Genomic DNA, 17,110 nt, shown 5'->3' with positions numbered 1-17,110 from the left:
AAAACGCATGAGTACGCAAAACCCCGGCGGCGGTTGAGCGCCGGCATGAACGATGATGCCATTTTGTATACCTCCAGCTTGTAAGCGAGGGACGACCGGAATTGGATGGACGGGGATATTGTACCGCGGGACTGCGGATTTCGCAACTGCAAACCGGAAACCAATCCACCGTTTCTTGCGCAATTAAATTTAAGCGCCCACTTTCCCTTTGCTATCATCCCCACTCCGTGGGAGCCGTTTTCCGCCGCAACTGGCTATTCGCGAAGCGCAACAACCTTGTCCTTATGGGCTGGCTTGTGCCGCCCGCGTGCGTGCTTTTCAACTGGCTTTCCTCGCTCGCGGACGACGACGTATTCGGCGGCGTAGGCGCGGGCGTCTCACGGCTCCAGATTTTCCAGCCCTACACCGTCGTGATGATCTACCTTTTCGTCAACACGCTCGTAAGCTGGCTGGCCGCGACCTACGTTGCGCTCAAGGAGGGCGAGCCGGGCTCGCTGGATCTGATAAAGCTCACGGGTGTGCGGCCGGGAGAGGTGTGGGCGGGGCATCTGGCGACGCAGGCGGCGATAATGCTGCCGCAGATATTCGTGTTTTTCGCGGGGCTGCTAATTTACAACGAGCTTTTTCTTGCGCAAACGCCGGAGGGGATGACGCTGCGCAACAACCTGCCTTTGTTCGCGTCCGTGATTCTCATGAACGTGATAAATTTCCTTTTCATCTCGTCCCTCACTCTTTCGGGGATATTCAGGCTGCCCGCGGCGGGGATCGCGCTTGGCGCGCTGTTCTCGTTTCTCGTCGTGCCCGCGGATTTCATGATGTTTTGGCTTGCGGATTTCTATTCGGTTCCGCTTGCGCTGGTCGCCGGCGCTGCGGCGGCGCCAGCGGCCGCGGTGAACCTTTTCGCGCTGGCATCGGGCGCGTCGAACTGGAAAGCGCGGCGGAGGTGAGGTTTTGAAATTCATAATCTCATCAGCTCGAAAAGGCACTTGCAGATTTAAGTCCAAACGCGACGCTTCACGGTATATACTTCCGTCAATGACCGATACAGCGACCTTCGCACGCAGAACGCCGCTCGCGGGGCTCGTACTTGAGCTCGCCAAAGCGCGGCTGACGCTGCTCGTCGCGCTGACCGCGGCGGCCGGATTCGCTCTCGCGCAGGGCGCGGTTATAGACTGGCCGGGATTATTGTGGTGCACGCTCGGCACAGCGCTGGCCGCGGGCGGGGCGAACGCGCTTAACCAGTGGGTGGAAGCCTCGCCGGACGGGCTGATGCGCCGCACGATGAAGCGGCCGCTGCCTTCGGGAAGAATGACGGGCGGCGCGGCTCTGGGCTGGGCGCTGGCAATGTGCGCGGCGGGCGTAGCGCTTCTCGCCGGATTTTCTAACCTTCTGACCGCGGCGCTCGCCCTGGCGTCGATTCTGATTTACGTCCTCGCGTACACGCCGATGAAAAAAACCACGCCGGTGTGTACGCTCGCGGGCGCGCTCACGGGCGCGATCCCGCCGCTTATGGGATGGACGGCGGCGACTGGCGGGATCGGACTCGGCGGGCTGGCGCTGTTCGCGATCCTTTTCGTGTGGCAAATCCCGCATTTCCTGGCGCTCGGCTGGCTTTACCGCAAGGATTACGCGCGCGCGGGATTCAAAATGCTTTCGCTGGAAGATTCCGACGGGCGGACGAGCGCGCGGCTTGCCGTTCTCTACATCGCGGCTCTGGTCCCGCTCGCGCTCGCGCTTTCGATTTTCGGAATCGCGGGGGGATATTTCGCCGCGGCGAGCGCGTTGCTTGGCCTTGCGTTTCTTGCGGCCGGAGTGCTTCTTTGGCGGAAGCGCACGGGCGCGGCGGCGCGCGGCGTGTTCGCGGCCAGCATCGCGTACCTCTTCCTTCTGATGGTCGCGATGGTGGGGGACAGGATTCCCGCGGACCGCGGGGCGGATCGCTCGGCGCAAAAGTTCATCGCGTCCTATAATGCCTGGGCGGCGGAGCGCTCCGCCCCGTCAGGCGATGAAGAAAAATAAACGCAAATCCGCGCAACGCGCCGAAGCTCAACCCGGCCGCGCGCCGACGCCGGCGCAGATCGCCCGCTCCCTCGGCTGGCTGATAGCGCTGGTCGTTCTACTTTCGCTTTTGCTGGCGATCAGGCTCGTTCTTCCGTCGCTCGGCGCGAAGGCGAAGCATCCCGGCGACGGCAAAAATCCTGATACGTACGGATTCGACCTATCCAATATAGACGCGGCGCGCGGCTCGGTCGTCGCGGGCGGGCTGCCCAAGGACGGCATCCGGGCGCTGGTCGAACCGGAAAACGTGCACGGCGCGGAAGTGGAAGCGATAAACGAGCAGCAGCGCAGGCGGGAGCATTCCAAATTCCTCGTCCCGTCGGATCGCGTGATCGGCGTCGAAATCGGCGGCGAGGCGCGGGCATATCCTTTGCGGGTGATGGCGTGGCATGAAGCGGCGAACGATACGCTGGGCGGCCTGCCGGTTTTGATTACGTACTCGCCGCTGTGCGACAGCGTCGCCGTCTTCGACCGGCGCGTCGGCGGCGAGACGCTCGAGTTCGGCGTGAGCGGGCTTCTGTGCAACTCGAACCAGCTTTTATTCGACCGGCGCGAGAAGCCGGAGGACGAAAGCCTGTGGAGCCAGCTCGGCGCGCGCGCGATCGCGGGGCCGGCCGCGGGTACGAAGCTCGAAACGCTGCCGTGCGCGGTCGTTCTGTGGAGGGACTGGATTGCTGCTCATCCGGAAACGACGGTAGTGACTGGCGACAGAAATGTGAAGGGCAAGTACGAATCAAGCCCGTATGCGAGTTACTTTCTGAAAGGCGAGCCGCGGTTCCCCGTCGTACCGGAGCCGCCGGGCGGCGGCGTGCCCGCGTTCGAGAGGGTTATAGCGGTGAGAACGCGGGATTCGAGCGCCGTGTTTTTCTTCGGCGACATCGCGGCGAATGCGGGCGAAGGCGGCGTTTTCGAAACGAAAGTGGGAGAGACGCCCTTGAGCCTGCGCTACACGCCGGAGACGGAAACGTACGAGCCGCCGACGGTGGAGGCTGTTGCCGAAAAGCCGGGCGCGATAACGTCGGTCACTTACTCGTTTTGGTTCGCGTGGTACGCGTTCTGGGCCGCGGGAAAGTAGCTACACTAAAAACATCACTACGAACATCACCAGCCAGACAACGCCCAAAAAGTGCCAGTAAATCGCGACATGGTGCACTCCCGCGTGGTTTTCGGCGGAGTACGCGCCGTGTAACGCGCCCGAAAGCGCCATTCCGAGGGGGATGAGCCCGCCGAGCACGTGCAGACCGTGCAAACCGGTGAGAAAGAAAAACGTGAACTGGTACATCGCCGCGACTTCCGGAGAAAGCGCAAGTCTTATCAGCCCCAACCAGTTGAGCGCCTGCGCGACGAGAAAAGCAAGTCCGAGCAAAAACGTCGCCGCAAGTCCGAGCTTGAGGTCGAGAGCGCGTCCCCGTCGGATTCCGGTGAGCGCGAGCTGGATCGTGATGCCGGAAAGGACGATGATAATCGTCGAAATCCAGAGGCCGGGCGGCGCCGCCTGAACGCCTTCCGGAATCCACGATTCCGAGCGGCCGCGCACGACGAGGTATCCGATAAGGCTCGCCGCGAAAAGGATGGACAGCGCGGCGATGAAAAAACGCATGCCGGTCGCCGCCATGCTTTTCTGCAGGGCAGCCGCACGTTCCTCCGCGCCGGCCGGATGCCGCGTCAGTGCTCCCCGCCTCCCCTCCGCTCCATCGCTGGAGCGTATCCCGGAATCTGGGTCGGCTTGTAGCTTGCGGTGTCCATCAGCGCGATCCCGATGAAAAGCGAAACGAAAACAAGCGCGGACATGAAAACGAAGCCGTTGAACAACCTGTCCCACCTCAGATGCATGAAGAACAGCGCGACAAGAAGCCCCTTTAAGGTCGCGATAATCATCGCCACCCACAAATTCAGCGCGCCCAAATCAACATATGTGACCGCGACGGTTACGATGGTCAGAAACATCAGCGCGACGAATATCAATATAAACAAGCTTGCCGGAACTACGTGGACGTGGAGCGCCCCCGCATCATGCGCAGCGCCGGTTGTTTTGTGTTCGTTCATATTCGCTCCCCCCCGCTAGTGTATCAAATACAGAAGCGGGAACAGGTAAATCCAGATCAGGTCGACCAAGTGCCAGTAAAGCCCGGTCAGCTCGACCGGAGTGAAATACTCCGCGTCGTAGCACCCTTTGGACGAGTAGTACATGATAATGAAAATCACGATTATGCCGACGAGAACGTGAAGGCCGTGCAGCCCCGTCATCAGGAAATATATGCTGAAGAAAAGCTGGACGTTCTTGGGCTCGTCCACGGCCGCGTGCGCGTCGGCTCCCGCGGCTTCTTCCGCAAGTCCCGCCGGCCCGACCGCGGCCGGTTTTATCGCGGATTTTTCTATGACGAGCGGCTCGTTTGGATTCGCCGCCGGAACGATTCCCGCCTCGGCAGCGGCCTCCTCCCGCGCATGGTCCTCCGGAGTGTACGCGGGCGCGTCATCATCCGCGGGCTGCTCCGTGTTCGCGGCCGAGGTTGCGCCGTGCGCCGCCCCTTCTTCATGCGCGCCGTCCGCGGACGCGTCGTGAGTCTCGTGCGCCGCGGGATTGTACGACTTGCCGGGAAGAAGGCCGTGCTGCCATTTGGCCTTGTATTCGACGTACTTCACGCCCATGAACGTGAACGCGCAGGCCACGGTTATGCCGAGAAAAATCAAAAGCGCCTTTTTGTTGGACGTTTGCGCGGCGCGCACCGCGAGGGCCATCGTGAGGCTGGAGAAAATCAGGACGACGGTGTTCAGCGCGCCCAGGTTCTTGTCGAGAAACTTGTGCGCGTAGACGAATATTTCCGGATGATTCGCGCGGTAAACCGCGTAAGCGCAAAACAATCCGCCGAAAAGCAGAATCTCGGTGACAAGGAAAAGCCACATCCCAAGCTTGTCGGAGTTGAACTGCTGCTGCGGCGTGTCGAAGTGGTGGTGCAAAAAACGCGGGTGGCCGCCCGTGTGGTCGCTCACGGATTGCACCTCCCCGGCTTGTTCGATATTGTCATTCGAAATTCCTCATGCATTGTTAACGCGTCAAGCGGTGGTTCCGGCCGGTTTTCGCACCCAGCCTTTTTCTTCGCCCTCATATTCGATTCCCGTCATGTCGTACGGATCGCCGGCGATCGGAGTTTCGTCGAAGTTCGTGTGCGGAGGCGGCGACGGGCACGTCCATTCCAGCGTCGCCCCCCCCCATGGATTCGCGGGCGCGGGCTTGCCGCGGAAGAGCGAGTGCAGCAGGCACCACGCGGTGATGGAAAAAGCGATCGCCAGAATGAAACCGCCGATGGTCGAGGCGACGTGATAGGAAGTGTATTCGGGCAGGTAGTCGAAGTAGCGCCGGGGCATTCCTTGTATACCCATCAGGAATTGCGGGAAAAAGGTCGTATTGAATCCGATAAACGTCAAAACCGCCGACCAGCGGCCGAGCGTCTCGCTGTACATCTTGCCCGTGAACTTCGGCCACCAGTAATGCAGCCCGCCCAGGAACGCGACGAACGCGGAGCCCATCATCACGTAATGGAAATGCGCCACCACGAAGTAAGTGTCGTGCAGATGCACGTCGGTCGCCAGCGTGGCCAGCGGGATTCCGGTCAGGCCGCCGATGCCGAAAAGGAAGATGAACGAGAGCGCGTAAAGCATCGGCGTCGAAAGATGAATAGAGCCTTTGTACATAGTCGCGACCCAGTTGAAAACCTTGATCGCGGAAGGAATCGCGACGAGGAACGTGAGAACGCTGAAGAGCATGTTCGCGAGGTCGGATTGTCCGCTCGTGAACATGTGGTGCCCCCAGACGAGGAAGCTGATGATCGCGATCGCGATCGACGAATACGCGATCATTTTGTAGCCGAAAATGGTCTTGTGCGAAAACGTGCTGATCAGCTCGCTGATCACGCCCATCGCGGGAAGGATCATGATGTAAACCGCGGGGTGCGAGTAGAACCAGAAGAAGTGCTGGAACAAAACGGGATCGCCGCCGATCGCCGGATCGAAAATGCCGTGGTGGAACAGCCGCTCGCCGATGAGCAAAAGAAGCGTGACGCCTAGAACCGGAGTCGCAAGCACCTGGATGATCGCGGTCGCGTAAATCGCCCAAAGGAAAAGCGGGAGTTTGAACCATGTCATCCCCGGCGGGCGCATCCACTGGATGGTCACGATGAAGTTCAGCCCCGTGAAAATCGAAGAAAATCCGAGGATGAACGCGCCTGTGACCACGGGAATGACGGCGGTGTTCGTCGTGGCGCTGTACGGCGTGTAAAACGTCCAGCCGGTGTCCACGCCGCCGAGAATTATCGAGAGCAGCGCGAAGAGCGCGCCGAAAACGTAAAGCCAGAACGAAAGCAGATTGAGCTTTGGAAACGCGACGTCCTTCGCCCCCAGCATAAGCGGCAGGACGATGTTGCCCAGCGCGGCCGGAATACCGGGGATGATGACGAGAAATATCATCACCGCGCCGTGCAGAGTGAACATCTTGTTGTACGTGTCCGGAGTCATAATCGTCTGGCCGGGCGCGATAAGCTCGGTGCGCACCAGGAGAGCGAATATGCCGCCGAGCAGGAACGCGGTCAGAATCGCGATTAGATACATGATTCCGATGCGCTTGTGGTCGAGGGTGAACAGCCAGGAGCGAAGCCCGTGCGAGTGAGTGAGGAAGTTGTCCCCGTTCGGATGCGCATGGTTCGCGGTGTTTGCGTGACTCGACATCTAAATCACCTGGCTCCTTCTTTCGGCGCGTCGCCGCGCGTTTCACCATCCGGTTCCGCGCCGCCCGATCCCGATTCCGCATCGTGCGCGGCCGGTTCAGATACACTTGCGCCGGCCGAACCAGCGGGCTCGCCGCCGCCATCCCGCGCTTCGGATTCCTCACCGGATTCTTTGCCTTCGTCCCAGGACTGCAGCACCTCGGACTTGTGCTTGTCCGACAGGCTCTTGAGGAATTCGATGAGCGCGAGGATTTCCTGGTCTTTTAGCCTGCCCTGGTAGGTCGGCATTACCGGGTCGAATCCCGCGACGACTTTCTTGGCCGGGTCGAGTATGGACTCGCGGATGTAGTTCTCTTCGACCGTTACTTTCTCGCCCGACTTGAGCGCGACCTGCTCGCCGAACAGGTTTTTAAGTGTCGGGCCGATGTGCGCCGAACCGTCTATCGAGTGGCACTGCGCGCAGCCGCGCGTTTCGTACAACTTCTTGCCGGCGTCCGCGGGCGCGAGTTTCGCGACGAAGTTGGACGCGTCCGCCAGCCACTTTTCGTACTCTCCCGGCTCGTGAACATGCACTTTTGAGAGCATCGCGCTGTGGCTTGTGCCGCAATACTCCGCGCACATAATGTCATATGTGCCCGGCTCCGTGGCCTCGAACCAAACCTTGGTGTATCTGCCGGGAACTACGTCCTTCTTGGCGCGGAACGCCGGGACGAAAAACGCATGAAGCACGTCAACCGACGTCATCGTGAGGACGACGGGCCGGTCAACCGGAACGTGCAGCTCGCCGTCAACGTACCCGTTCGGGTAAGTGAACATCCACGCCCATTGCTGCGCGGTGACCTGGATTTCGTAGGCGTTCGCGGGCGGGGTGGAAATGTCCATGTAGCTTTTGAAGCCGTAATAAAAGATAACGACAACTAGGATGCTGGGGATCACCGTCCAGACAATTTCGAGCAGCAGGTTGTGCGGGTGGGACTCCTCCGGGCGCTTCGCCCTGCCGCTGTGAAAACGCCAGACGAAATAAATCGACAGCCCGACGATGATGACGAAAAAGAACGCTGAAATCGCGAAAATGAACTTGAGCATGAAGTCCACGGTTCCCGCGGTGGTGGAAGCTTCGACCGGCATGAACTTTACCGGTTTCAGCCGGCCCGCGAAAACGGACATTTCGCCCAACATTATCCCTAATTGCGTCATCTTCCGGGCCCCTCCAGAAGCGCGCGGCTCTTCGCGCGCGCGCGCCGCGCTTCTCCGACGAAATACGCTCCCAAAAATCCGCCGAGCGCAACAAGCGTAAGCAATCCGGCCGCGCGCATTATGTTGATCGCCTGGGGTGTGTACGCGCCCGCGGACGGATCGTAGTGGAAGCAGTACAGGATTATCTGGTCCATCGGCGAGCCGATCTTGCCCTCGCCGGCTTCGAGCAGAGACAGCCGAAGCGTCCTCGGCTCGTACATCACTCCATACAGGTAACGCGAAATGCGCCCGTCCGGAGTGAGCAGAATCAGCGCCGCGGAATGCGCGTATTCCTTGCGTTCCTCGTTCCACTTGTATCCGAAACCGACGGAAGATGTAAGCGCGGTTATCTCGTCCTGCCCGCCAGTCAGGAAATGCCAGTTCGGCCCGGCGCTCGCATTTGCCCAATCCTTCAGGTAGTTCTGCTTCTTCAGCCTCGCAAGCGTCGGCGTTTCGAGCGGATTGAAACTTACCGTCAGAAGGTCGTAATCGCGTCCGGGAACCAAGTCTATCTCCGAAAGCGCGTCGATCATTCCGTTGAGAACGACGCTGCACAGCATCGGACATTCGTAGTAAACGAGCGTGAGAATCACCGGGCGGTTGCCTGAAAAGTAATCGGCGAGCTTCACCTGCCTGCCCGTCTCGTCGGTGAACTGCAAATCAAGCGGGAGCTTTTCGTCCAGATGTTCCGTAATGCCCACGCCTTCAAGTTCTTTCAGTTCGGATCGCGCGATCTGCGCGGGCGCGGGCGCGGCCGCGAGCGCGATCGCGATCATCCCGGCGGGCAACACCGCCGCGAGTTTGTTCAAATTTTTCGGATTGAAAACACTCATTTCATTTCCGGCGGGGCTAAACAGCCCTCGCCAATTGATACCGCCTCGATTCTCCGCTATCTGCCGCCCGGCGCCTCGCGCCCTGCGCCGCGGATCGCTTCCGGCGGCGCACCGAAGCCGCCGAACCGCGGCTGGTTTTCCTGCACGATCTGCCGCATCGCGATTCCGATCGGGATTGCGACGATTCCGCTTTCCGGATCGATCACCTTGTAGCTTTCAAGAAGAGCCTGCTGCTCGGCGGCGAGGCCAGCGAACTCGTCGTACCGCACGTTAACGATCTTGCGCTCCTCCTCGGCGAAACGCTCCGCGTTGAAGAACGCAATCCCGGCGACGATCACGACGAAAACGAACGCGGCCGAAATCAGGCCGACGAGAATCACCATCGGCGTGTCGAGGCCTTCCACGCCGCCCGGTTCGATCTCATTCTTGTTTTCCACTTCGGACAATCCAATCTCCTGCAATTACACGTTTTCAAACCTTAGCGATTCGCCTAGACGCGGATCGCCGACCGGGATAAGCGAATGCTTTCCGGCCACGAAGGCCGCGCCCGCGAGCCAGATTCCGCCGATTCCTGCAAGCAACAATACGTCGCCGGGCGTGAACGGAATCTTCGCGGAGCCGAATTCCGGAACTATCAAATAGTAAAGGTCGATCCAATGCATCGCGATCAGCCAAAGCGCGGCCGGGATGAGCAGCCGCTTCCTGCGTTTTATTCCGCGCGAGATAAGATACAAAAACGGAACGATGAAATGCCCGACCAAAAGGAACCACGAAAACCACGTCCATTCGCCGGATTGGCGCCGCAGGAACCAACCGGTTTCCTCGGGCAAATTCGCATACCAGATGAGCATGTACTGGGAGAACGCGATGTACGCCCAGAACATCGTGAACGCGAACATGAGCTTTCCGAGGTCGTGATAGTGTTCGATCGTTATCGCGCGTGGAATCCAGCCAAGCCGCTGGACGAGCATCGCGATCGCGGTAAGGAACGCGAAAAAGCCGAGAACGCTCCCGGAGAAGAAATAAACTCCGAATATCGTGGAATACCAAGTGTAGTCGAGGGCCATTATGAAATCTATCGCCGCGAATGTAAGCGTCAGCGCGAAGACCACCATCGCGGGAGCGGACAGCTTTTCCTGCCTGCGCGTGATTTCCACGTCCGCGCTCGCGTCCTGCGCCACCGAGCGGCGATGGAAAATCAGCCCCAGCGCGGTCCACGCGCCGAAGTAAATCACCATGCGCACGATGTAAAACGCCGGATTCAAATAGGGCGCCTTGGCGTGAAGCAAATGATCCTTGGCCGAGTCCGCCGTCGTCCACGAATATAGCGGCGAGCCGCCTATGAGAACGGGCAATATTATCGGAAGCGCCAGAATCGCGAGCAGCGGGAAAAGCGCGGCGAAGGTTTCCGCGATTCGCCGGACGACGACGCTCCAGCTTGCCTTGGTCAAATACTGGATTCCGACGAAGAAAAGCGCGCCAAGCGAAAGCGAAAGGAAGTATGCGAAATTCAAAAGATACGAAAAGGAAAAGCGCTTGAATCCGTCGCCCGCGGCCGCTCCCAGCGCGAACGCCGCGATCAGCGCAAGAATGCCTACCGCGGCGGATGCGATCATGAACTTTCGGCCGCGCGCTTCGAGGAACCGGGGCTCGTCCAGAACGGTTTTCGGATCCAGCACCGTGTGGCCGTGCGAATGAGCCATCATTCCTCCTCCCCCTCGATTTTTCTTGCGCCGGGCGCCGCGGAATCTCCGCCCGTGGATTCATCTGCGGGTTTGGGTGCATCCGTCCCGAGCCCCAGCTTCCTGCGCTCCTCCGGAGCAAGGATATCCGCCTTCGCGTGCTGGCTTAATTGCAGCGCCTTGACATAGGCGACAATCGCCCACCTGTCATGCGGAGAAATTTGCGGTCCGTATGCGGGCATGTTCCTTATCCCGTTTGTGATCGTGTTGAATATGTGCCCGACCGGGCGCGAACGCACGAGATCGGAATGAAAGCTGGACGGCGGGGTCCAAGTGCCCTGTTGCAATTGTTCGGCGCGCACCGCGACCGGCCCGTCGCCGTAGCCCGCGTATCCGTGGCAGGGCGCGCAGTAAATCCCGTAACGCTCCTTGCCGCGTTCCAGCGTCTGCATGTTGATCCTGATGGGATAAGTTGTCGCCCAGGTCTTGCCGCCGGTGAAGAATTCGTCGCGCACTAGGCCGCGCGTAAAGTGCTCGTTGTTCAATATCGCTTCGCTTCGGGCGACGGTTCCCGGCACGCGCGGCCGCATCGCGCGCCCGTCCGCGAACGCGGGATTCTCCATCTGGCTGCGGAAATAAGGCTGCCAGTCCATGTCCTGGATCAATTCAAACCTCGGCTTTTTGTGCATCCCCGTGCGCTGCATCGCGATAAGCGAAAGCGGAATCCACGAGAGCACGAATCCCGCCGCCAGCACCGGAAGAAGCCATTTCTTTACAGGATCAGGAAGCATCGCCCTCCACCTCGTAAAGCTCTTCTATCCAGCTTGTCTGCAGAGATTCGAGCAGTTTGCGCGTTTCTTCCGCGTCGAATTTCGGGTCTCTCGCGTCTATCGCGATGTAAAACCGGTCGGTGGTGGCTCGCTTCGCGACCTTGCTGTTGAAAATCGAGTGGTAATACTTAGGCAGCCCGTTGAACGCGAGCATTCCGAAGAACGCGCCTATCGCGCTGAAAAGCACCGTCAGCTCGAAAACAACTGGTATGTTGGCCGGAATGCTCCACAGCGGCTTGCCGGAAATCACGAACGGGTAATCGAACGCGTTGGTCCACCATTGAAGCAGCAGCCCGATAATGCATCCGGACAGCCCGATCATGAAGACGAAATAAGGAAGCGGCGTTCCCCGAAGCCCCATCGCATCGTTGAGACCGTGAACCGGGAAAGGCGTGTGCGCGTCCCAATGCTTGTATCCGGCGTCGCGCACCTTTTCCGCGCCTTCAAGCAGCTCCTGCGGTGTCTTGAATTCGGCCAGCAGGCCGAGCAGCTTTTTCTCGCCGGGCACGGGGGCAACCTGGAGCAGTTCGCGCCTGTCCGTCATCGCTTGTCGCCTCCCATTTCCTTTTTGCGCTCCTCGTGGCCCTTGGGCGCGTCGCCCCAGTAATCGCCGATCGGACGGTGCTCCTCGAAATCCTGGAGCGCCTCGGGCATCACGCTTTTAACCTCGGCCATGGCCACGACCGGCAGGTAGCGTAAAAACAGCAGGAACAGCGTCAGGAACAGCCCAATCGTTCCGGCGAACGTCATTATGTCGACCCACGTCGGAGTGAACATCCCCCAGCTGGACGGAAGGAAATCGCGGTGAAGCGAGCTGACGATAATCACGAACCGCTCGAACCACATCCCGACGTCCACGATGAGTGCGACGGTGATAAGCGACCAGATGCTGGTGCGCATCTTCTTGGACCAGAAAATCTGGATCGAAACCACGTTGCAGAAAATCATCGTCCAGTACGCCCAGGCGTACGGGCCGGTCGCGCGGTTGAGGAACGTGAACATTTCCGTCGGATTGCCCGAATACCACGCGGTGAAAAACTCCATCGCGTACGCGTAGCCCACCATGCTTCCGGTCGCAAGAATAATCTTCGCGCAGTTGTCCAGGTGGTGCATCGTGATGATGTGCTTGAGTCCCAAAAGTTCGCGCGCGGGAATCGCGAGCGTCAGCACCATCGCGAATCCGCCGAAAATGGCTCCCGCGACGAAGTACGGCGGAAAAATCGTCGTGTGCCATCCCGGAAGCTGGGAGGTAGCGAAGTCGAACGAGACTACCGAGTGAACCGAAAGCACGAGCGGCGTCGCGAGCGCGGCCAGAATCAGGTACGCCTTCTCGTATACGAGCCACTGTCGGTTTGAGCCGCGCCAGCCGAGCGCGAGTATCCCGTACGTCCACTGCCTCGCCTTGTTCGTGGCGCGGTCTCGGAACGTGGCGAAATCGGGAATCATCCCCATGTACCAGAACATCAGCGATACGAGGAAGTAGGTGGATACCGCGAAAACGTCCCATAACAGCGGGCTGCGGAAGTTTGGCCACATCCACATCTGGTTGGGAATCGGGAAGACATAGTAAAGCAGCCACACGCGGCCGACGTGAATGGTCGGAAAAACGAGCGCGCAAATCACCGCGAATATGGTCATCGCCTCGGAAAACCGGTTGATGCCCGTGCGCCAGCGCTGCCTGAACAAAAACAGAATGGCGGAAATCAGCGTTCCCGCGTGGCCGATCCCGATCCAGAAGACGAAGTTCGTTATGTCGAACGCCCATCCCACGGGAACGTTGTTGCCCCAGATTCCGATTCCGACGCAGAACAGGTAGCCGATCAGCAAAAGCAGATTCAGCGCCAGAAGCGACGAGATCGCGAACGCGATCTTCCACCACATCGGGGTTTGCGGCCGCTCCGCAATAACCGCTACGGTGTCGGTTACCGACGCGAAGTCGTTGTCTCCGGTGACCAGCACCGTCCGGTGCCGCGGATCTTCGGCTGTGTTGTCGTAAACGACCGAGCTCATTCGCCGTGCCCTCCTTCGTGGGGTTCTGGCGCTTCGCCGCCGAGTTCAGGATTCGGATTCGTGATTTTGGCCAGGAAAGAGAGCCGCGGCCTTACATTGAGCTCTTCGAGCAAAAGGTACGCGCGCGGATTTTCATGGTTGCGGCGCACGCGGCTGCGCTCGTCGTTCAGGTCGCCGAAAACAATTGCCTGCGTCGGGCATGCCTGCGCGCACGCCGGAGTTATCAGGCCGTCGCGGATTTCCTTGTTTTCGTTTTTGGCCTTGATTTTCACCGATTCGATGCGCTGGATGCAGAACGTGCACTTTTCCATCACGCCGCGGCCGCGCACCGTAACCTCGGGATTGAGCTGCATCCGCTCGGTAGCCGAAAGATCCTTGCGGTAGTTGAAAAAGTTGAACCTGCGCACTTTGTACGGGCAGTTATTGGAGCAGTAGCGCGTCCCGACGCAACGGTTGTAAACCATCTGGTTTAATCCTTCCGCGCTGTGTACGGTCGCCGCCACCGGGCAGACCTGCTCGCACGGTGCGTTCTCGCAGTGGTGGCATGTCATCGGCTGGTTGGCGATCGTCGGATTCTCCGGATCGCCCTTGAAATAACGGTCGACGCGGATCCAGTGCATCTCGCGTCCGCGCGAAACCTGGTTCTTTCCGACGACGGGAATGTTGTTCTCGGCCTGGCACGCGATCGTGCAAACTCCGCATCCGATGCAGGAATTCAGGTCGATAGTCATCCCCCATTTGTGGCCGTTGTATTCATGTTCCTTGTAAAGTTGGCCGACGGCGGGAACATGCACCTCGTGCTTCGCGAAGTCGGGCAAAGCCATATATTCAGCCAAGGTCGCCTGGCGGTAAATCGCGCCCAAGCGCTTCTGGGTTTCCTTCTTCCCCAGCGCGTCCATGTCGATCGCGTGGTGATCCTGGGTTGAATAGAGCTTCTTCCGTTTTCCGGTTTTTGCAATCGAAGCTCCCGTTGCGAACCACAGGGAATCCGACGTCCGAAGCGGATACGCGTTCGTACCGACGCCGTTGCCGACGCGGCCCGCGCTCTTGCGCCCGTAACCGAGATTCAGGACGACCGTGTTCGCCGCAATTCCGGGCATAACGAACACCGGAGCGGATATTTCGCGTCCGCCTGAAGACAGCTTGACGACATCGCCCGATTTCAGGTTGTTTTGCTTCGCGAACGATGGGCCGACCAGCGCGGCGTTGTCCCAGACAAGCTTCGTCATAGGGTCGGGCAATTCGTTCAGCCAGGGGCTGTTCGCAAACCTGCCGTCAAATGTCGAATAATCCTGGCAAAACGCGATTTCGATACCGCCGCCCTCCGAGCCCGCCTGAATATTCTGTACGGCGTAGGTAAGGCCGAAGTCGCCCGGCTCGGTCTGTTCGTGCCTGGCCTGCGTGCCGCCGACCATGCCGTTTATCAGCGACTGCCGCCAGAGCCTGTCAACATCAAGAACAGCGGGACGAAGCCGCGAGAACGTTTTGCGCACCATCTCGTATCCGGATGTTTCATCCGACCCCAAAAGCAGCGCAAGCAGTTCGGATGTCGTCCGCCCGCCGTACAGGGGCTCGATGAGCGGCTGAACCACCGAAACGTTGCCGTCCCACGAACGCGCGTCGTCCCAGGATTCCAGGTAATGCGCGCGCGGGAGGTGCCAGTCGCAAAGCTTGGACGTTTCGTCCTCGAACATGCCGAATCTGATTTTGTTTTGCACCTTGGAAAGCGCGTTTTCGAAATCGAGATCCGCGGGGGCGTCGTAGGCTGGATTGCCGCCGATAATAAGGAGTGTTTCTAATTCTCCCTTTCCGCACGCCTCCGCGCATTCCGCGATCGCCTCGGCATGCGTTTTTCTGCCGGGATTCGAGTCGGAAAAATAAACCACGGTCCGCCCGCTGTTTTCCAGCGCGACGTTCATCAGCATTACAAGCGCATGCGCCGCGGGCGAAAGTCCCGCGCCCGCGACCACCGCGCCCCGCGCCTTGTGCGAGATTAAATCTGCGGCGACCAGCCCTATCCCTTCGGGCTTTTTCACCTTTTCCGACAGCGACTTGAGCACGCCCATAAGCGCGGAAGCGCCCGCGGGAAGCGAGACGCCGCGCACCGTGAATATCTCTATCGCCAGTGCAAGTACGGCCGAATCCAACATGGAAGGCGGAATCGCCCACCTGTGATCGGCGTTCGCTCCGGTAATCGTGAATGCGGATTCGTATACGTACAGCCGGCTCATGTCGCCGCGGTCCGCGGCGCGCCCGCGCGCGAAATCGCGCGAGTATTTGAGCGACGCCGGATGCCCCCAGATGAAATCGTCGCCGAAGCTGACGATGCAGCGCGCGCGGTCGAACGCGTACTGCGAGCGGAAAACACGCGAAAAAACCAGCTTGGAGCCTTCGCGCTCGTTGTCGCGCGATATCGGCTCCCACTCGTACCATTTTGCCAGCGGAAACGCTTTCTGAAACTCGCCCTTAAGATGATCCAGCGTCGGAGACGAGCTGGCTTCCGACAAGACAGCGAAATTCCTGCCCTGCGCGGTTTTTATCGCGCCGAAATGAGCTTCAGCCCATTCCTCGAACTCCTCCCATTTCATGCTGCGAGGCTTGCCGCCGTCCCGCTTCACCACGCCCTTGCTGCGGTCCGGGTCGTATATTTCGAGAACGCTCGCCTGGTGGAACGAATTTGTCGCGCCGCGGCCCATCGGATAGCCGGGATTGCCTTCCACTTTTATCGGCCGGCCGTCGTAGCTCGTGACTAGAAGCCCGCACGCCCAGCCCGCGATCTCCATCGCGGTCGCGAACTGCAGAGGTATTCCGGGCGCCCGCCCCTCCGGAGGGTGCGCGTAGGGGACGATGTGCTCCTCTGGAAGCCTGCAGGATGTAAGTCCGATGCCAGCGAGCGCAAGCGATGCGCCCATAAGCCGCAGGAAATCGCGGCGCCCGCCCGCGCCCATTTCGGTGGCGTTTTCCGGGAACTCGCGCTCGTAGAACTGTCTGAACGCGGGCGTAAGGGCCAGCTCTTCCAAGCTGCGCCAATATTCACGCCCGGTTTTTTCGTTTTTCATCGGTGGCATGTCCAGCAATCGGTGCTTGGTTTGATGTTGTATTCGCGGGCCAGCCTTTTGCCGAGGTCTTTTTGGTTCTCCTCGGGCACCCAGTCCATGGAAGTGACGAATTCTTTCGGACGCAGATGCTTTTCCGGATTCCGGTGGCAGTCCAGGCACCAGCCCATGGTAAGGATGTTCTTCTGGTAAACCGTTTCCATCTTGTCCACGCGGCCGTGGCAGCTGACGCAGCCGATGCCCCTCGTGACGTGCGCGCTGTGGTTGAAGTATACAAAGTCGGGAAGGTTATGGACGCGCACCCACTTGATTGGCATCCCGGTTGCATAGCTTTCGCGCACGGACAGGAGCTTCGGGCTGTCTTTCCAGATTGTGGTGTGGCAGTTCATGCAGGTCTGGGTGGGAGGAATGGCGGCCTGCGCTGTTTCCTCCACGGTGGTGTGGCAATAGCGGCAGTCCATCCCCAGCTTGCCGGCATGCAGCGCGTGGCTGTAAGGGACGGGCTGCTCCGGCTGGTAGCCTACGCGCGTGGTCTTGGGCGAGACGAGGAATATCCACAGGACGAGGATATATACCGCGCCGCCCACGAAAACCAGCCCAAAAATACGAACCAGCCTGTCAAACCAGGCTGGAAAAATCGGTCCGCCGGAGTCCATAAAATCCCGATGATATTCGCCCCGTCCG

The 17,110-nt window shown here is 59.8% G+C and carries 16 protein-coding genes and 1 pseudogene; 3 read left to right on the top strand and 14 right to left on the bottom strand.

What is annotated here, in order from left to right; all coding sequences use genetic code 11:
• Window positions 1-227 precede the first annotated feature (227 nt).
• The 3 genes from HRF49_08555 (at window position 228) to HRF49_08545 (ending at window position 3,133) form a co-directional block, all read left to right on the top strand.
• Window positions 228-947, top strand: coding sequence for a hypothetical protein (locus tag HRF49_08555; protein MEP0814697.1), 720 nt, complete (start codon window positions 228-230; stop codon window positions 945-947).
• Window positions 948-1,035: 88 nt separating this feature from the next.
• Complete coding sequence (cyoE, locus tag HRF49_08550; protein MEP0814696.1) at window positions 1,036-2,019, top strand: protoheme IX farnesyltransferase; 984 nt, start codon at window positions 1,036-1,038, stop codon at window positions 2,017-2,019.
• Window positions 2,006-3,133, top strand: a complete 1,128-nt coding sequence (locus tag HRF49_08545; GenBank protein MEP0814695.1) for a DUF3179 domain-containing protein — start codon at window positions 2,006-2,008, stop codon at window positions 3,131-3,133. The genes cyoE and HRF49_08545 overlap by 14 nt, the downstream gene beginning before the upstream one ends.
• On the opposite strand, the gene HRF49_08540 is transcribed toward HRF49_08545, so the two are convergent.
• The 14 genes and pseudogenes from HRF49_08540 to HRF49_08475 all read right to left on the bottom strand — a co-directional run bounded on the left by HRF49_08540 (window position 3,134) and on the right by HRF49_08475 (window position 17,082).
• The gene (locus tag HRF49_08540) at window positions 3,134-3,673 is read right to left on the bottom strand and encodes a heme-copper oxidase subunit III (protein ID MEP0814694.1); all 540 of its coding nucleotides are present in this window, start codon (window positions 3,671-3,673) and stop codon (window positions 3,134-3,136) included.
• Window positions 3,674-3,723: 50 nt separating this feature from the next.
• Entirely contained in the window at window positions 3,724-4,104 is a 381-nt protein-coding gene (locus tag HRF49_08535) for a cytochrome C oxidase subunit IV family protein (GenBank protein ID MEP0814693.1), read from the bottom strand.
• A 15-nt stretch (window positions 4,105-4,119) separates the two neighbouring features.
• A complete protein-coding gene (locus HRF49_08530) occupies window positions 4,120-4,305 on the bottom strand; it encodes a cytochrome c oxidase subunit 3 (GenBank protein ID MEP0814692.1) in 186 nt (61 codons plus the stop codon).
• Window positions 4,306-4,557: 252 nt separating this feature from the next.
• A pseudogene (locus HRF49_08525) lies at window positions 4,558-4,962 on the bottom strand (cytochrome c oxidase subunit 3 family protein).
• Between the two features lie 150 nt (window positions 4,963-5,112).
• Window positions 5,113-6,780 (bottom strand): cytochrome c oxidase subunit I, encoded by a 1,668-nt coding sequence (gene ctaD, locus HRF49_08520; protein ID MEP0814691.1) that lies wholly within the window; start codon window positions 6,778-6,780, stop codon window positions 5,113-5,115.
• Between the two features lie 5 nt (window positions 6,781-6,785).
• Window positions 6,786-7,946 carry a cytochrome c oxidase subunit II gene (gene coxB, locus HRF49_08515; protein MEP0814690.1) on the bottom strand — a complete coding sequence of 387 codons (1,161 nt, stop codon included), beginning with the start codon at window positions 7,944-7,946 and terminating at the stop codon, window positions 6,786-6,788.
• Window positions 7,947-7,972: 26 nt separating this feature from the next.
• Entirely contained in the window at window positions 7,973-8,848 is an 876-nt protein-coding gene (locus tag HRF49_08510; GenBank protein MEP0814689.1) for an SCO family protein, read from the bottom strand.
• Between the two features lie 56 nt (window positions 8,849-8,904).
• Window positions 8,905-9,285: a hypothetical protein gene (locus tag HRF49_08505; protein ID MEP0814688.1), complete on the bottom strand. Its 381-nt coding sequence runs from the start codon at window positions 9,283-9,285 to the stop codon at window positions 8,905-8,907.
• 24 nt (window positions 9,286-9,309) lie between these two features.
• A complete protein-coding gene (locus HRF49_08500) occupies window positions 9,310-10,554 on the bottom strand; it encodes a quinol:cytochrome C oxidoreductase (protein MEP0814687.1) in 1,245 nt (414 codons plus the stop codon).
• Window positions 10,551-11,321: a cytochrome c gene (locus HRF49_08495; protein MEP0814686.1), complete on the bottom strand. Its 771-nt coding sequence runs from the start codon at window positions 11,319-11,321 to the stop codon at window positions 10,551-10,553. Before HRF49_08495 ends, HRF49_08500 begins: the two co-directional genes overlap by 4 nt.
• Window positions 11,311-11,904, bottom strand: a complete 594-nt coding sequence (locus HRF49_08490; GenBank protein ID MEP0814685.1) for a DUF3341 domain-containing protein — start codon at window positions 11,902-11,904, stop codon at window positions 11,311-11,313. The genes HRF49_08495 and HRF49_08490 overlap by 11 nt, the downstream gene beginning before the upstream one ends.
• A complete protein-coding gene (gene nrfD / locus HRF49_08485; protein MEP0814684.1) occupies window positions 11,901-13,370 on the bottom strand; it encodes a polysulfide reductase NrfD in 1,470 nt (489 codons plus the stop codon). Before nrfD ends, HRF49_08490 begins: the two co-directional genes overlap by 4 nt.
• A complete protein-coding gene (locus HRF49_08480; protein ID MEP0814683.1) occupies window positions 13,367-16,429 on the bottom strand; it encodes a TAT-variant-translocated molybdopterin oxidoreductase in 3,063 nt (1,020 codons plus the stop codon). The genes nrfD and HRF49_08480 overlap by 4 nt, the downstream gene beginning before the upstream one ends.
• Window positions 16,426-17,082 carry a cytochrome c3 family protein gene (locus tag HRF49_08475; protein MEP0814682.1) on the bottom strand — a complete coding sequence of 219 codons (657 nt, stop codon included), beginning with the start codon at window positions 17,080-17,082 and terminating at the stop codon, window positions 16,426-16,428. Before HRF49_08475 ends, HRF49_08480 begins: the two co-directional genes overlap by 4 nt.
• Between the last annotated feature and the right edge of the window lie 28 nt (window positions 17,083-17,110).

Source organism: bacterium (genome assembly GCA_039961635.1).
In the GTDB taxonomy this organism is placed as follows: Bacteria; 4484-113; 4484-113; order JAGGVC01; family JAGGVC01; genus JABRWB01.
Note: the sequence above shows the minus strand (reverse complement) of the source record. Positions and strands in the feature narration are given on the sequence as shown.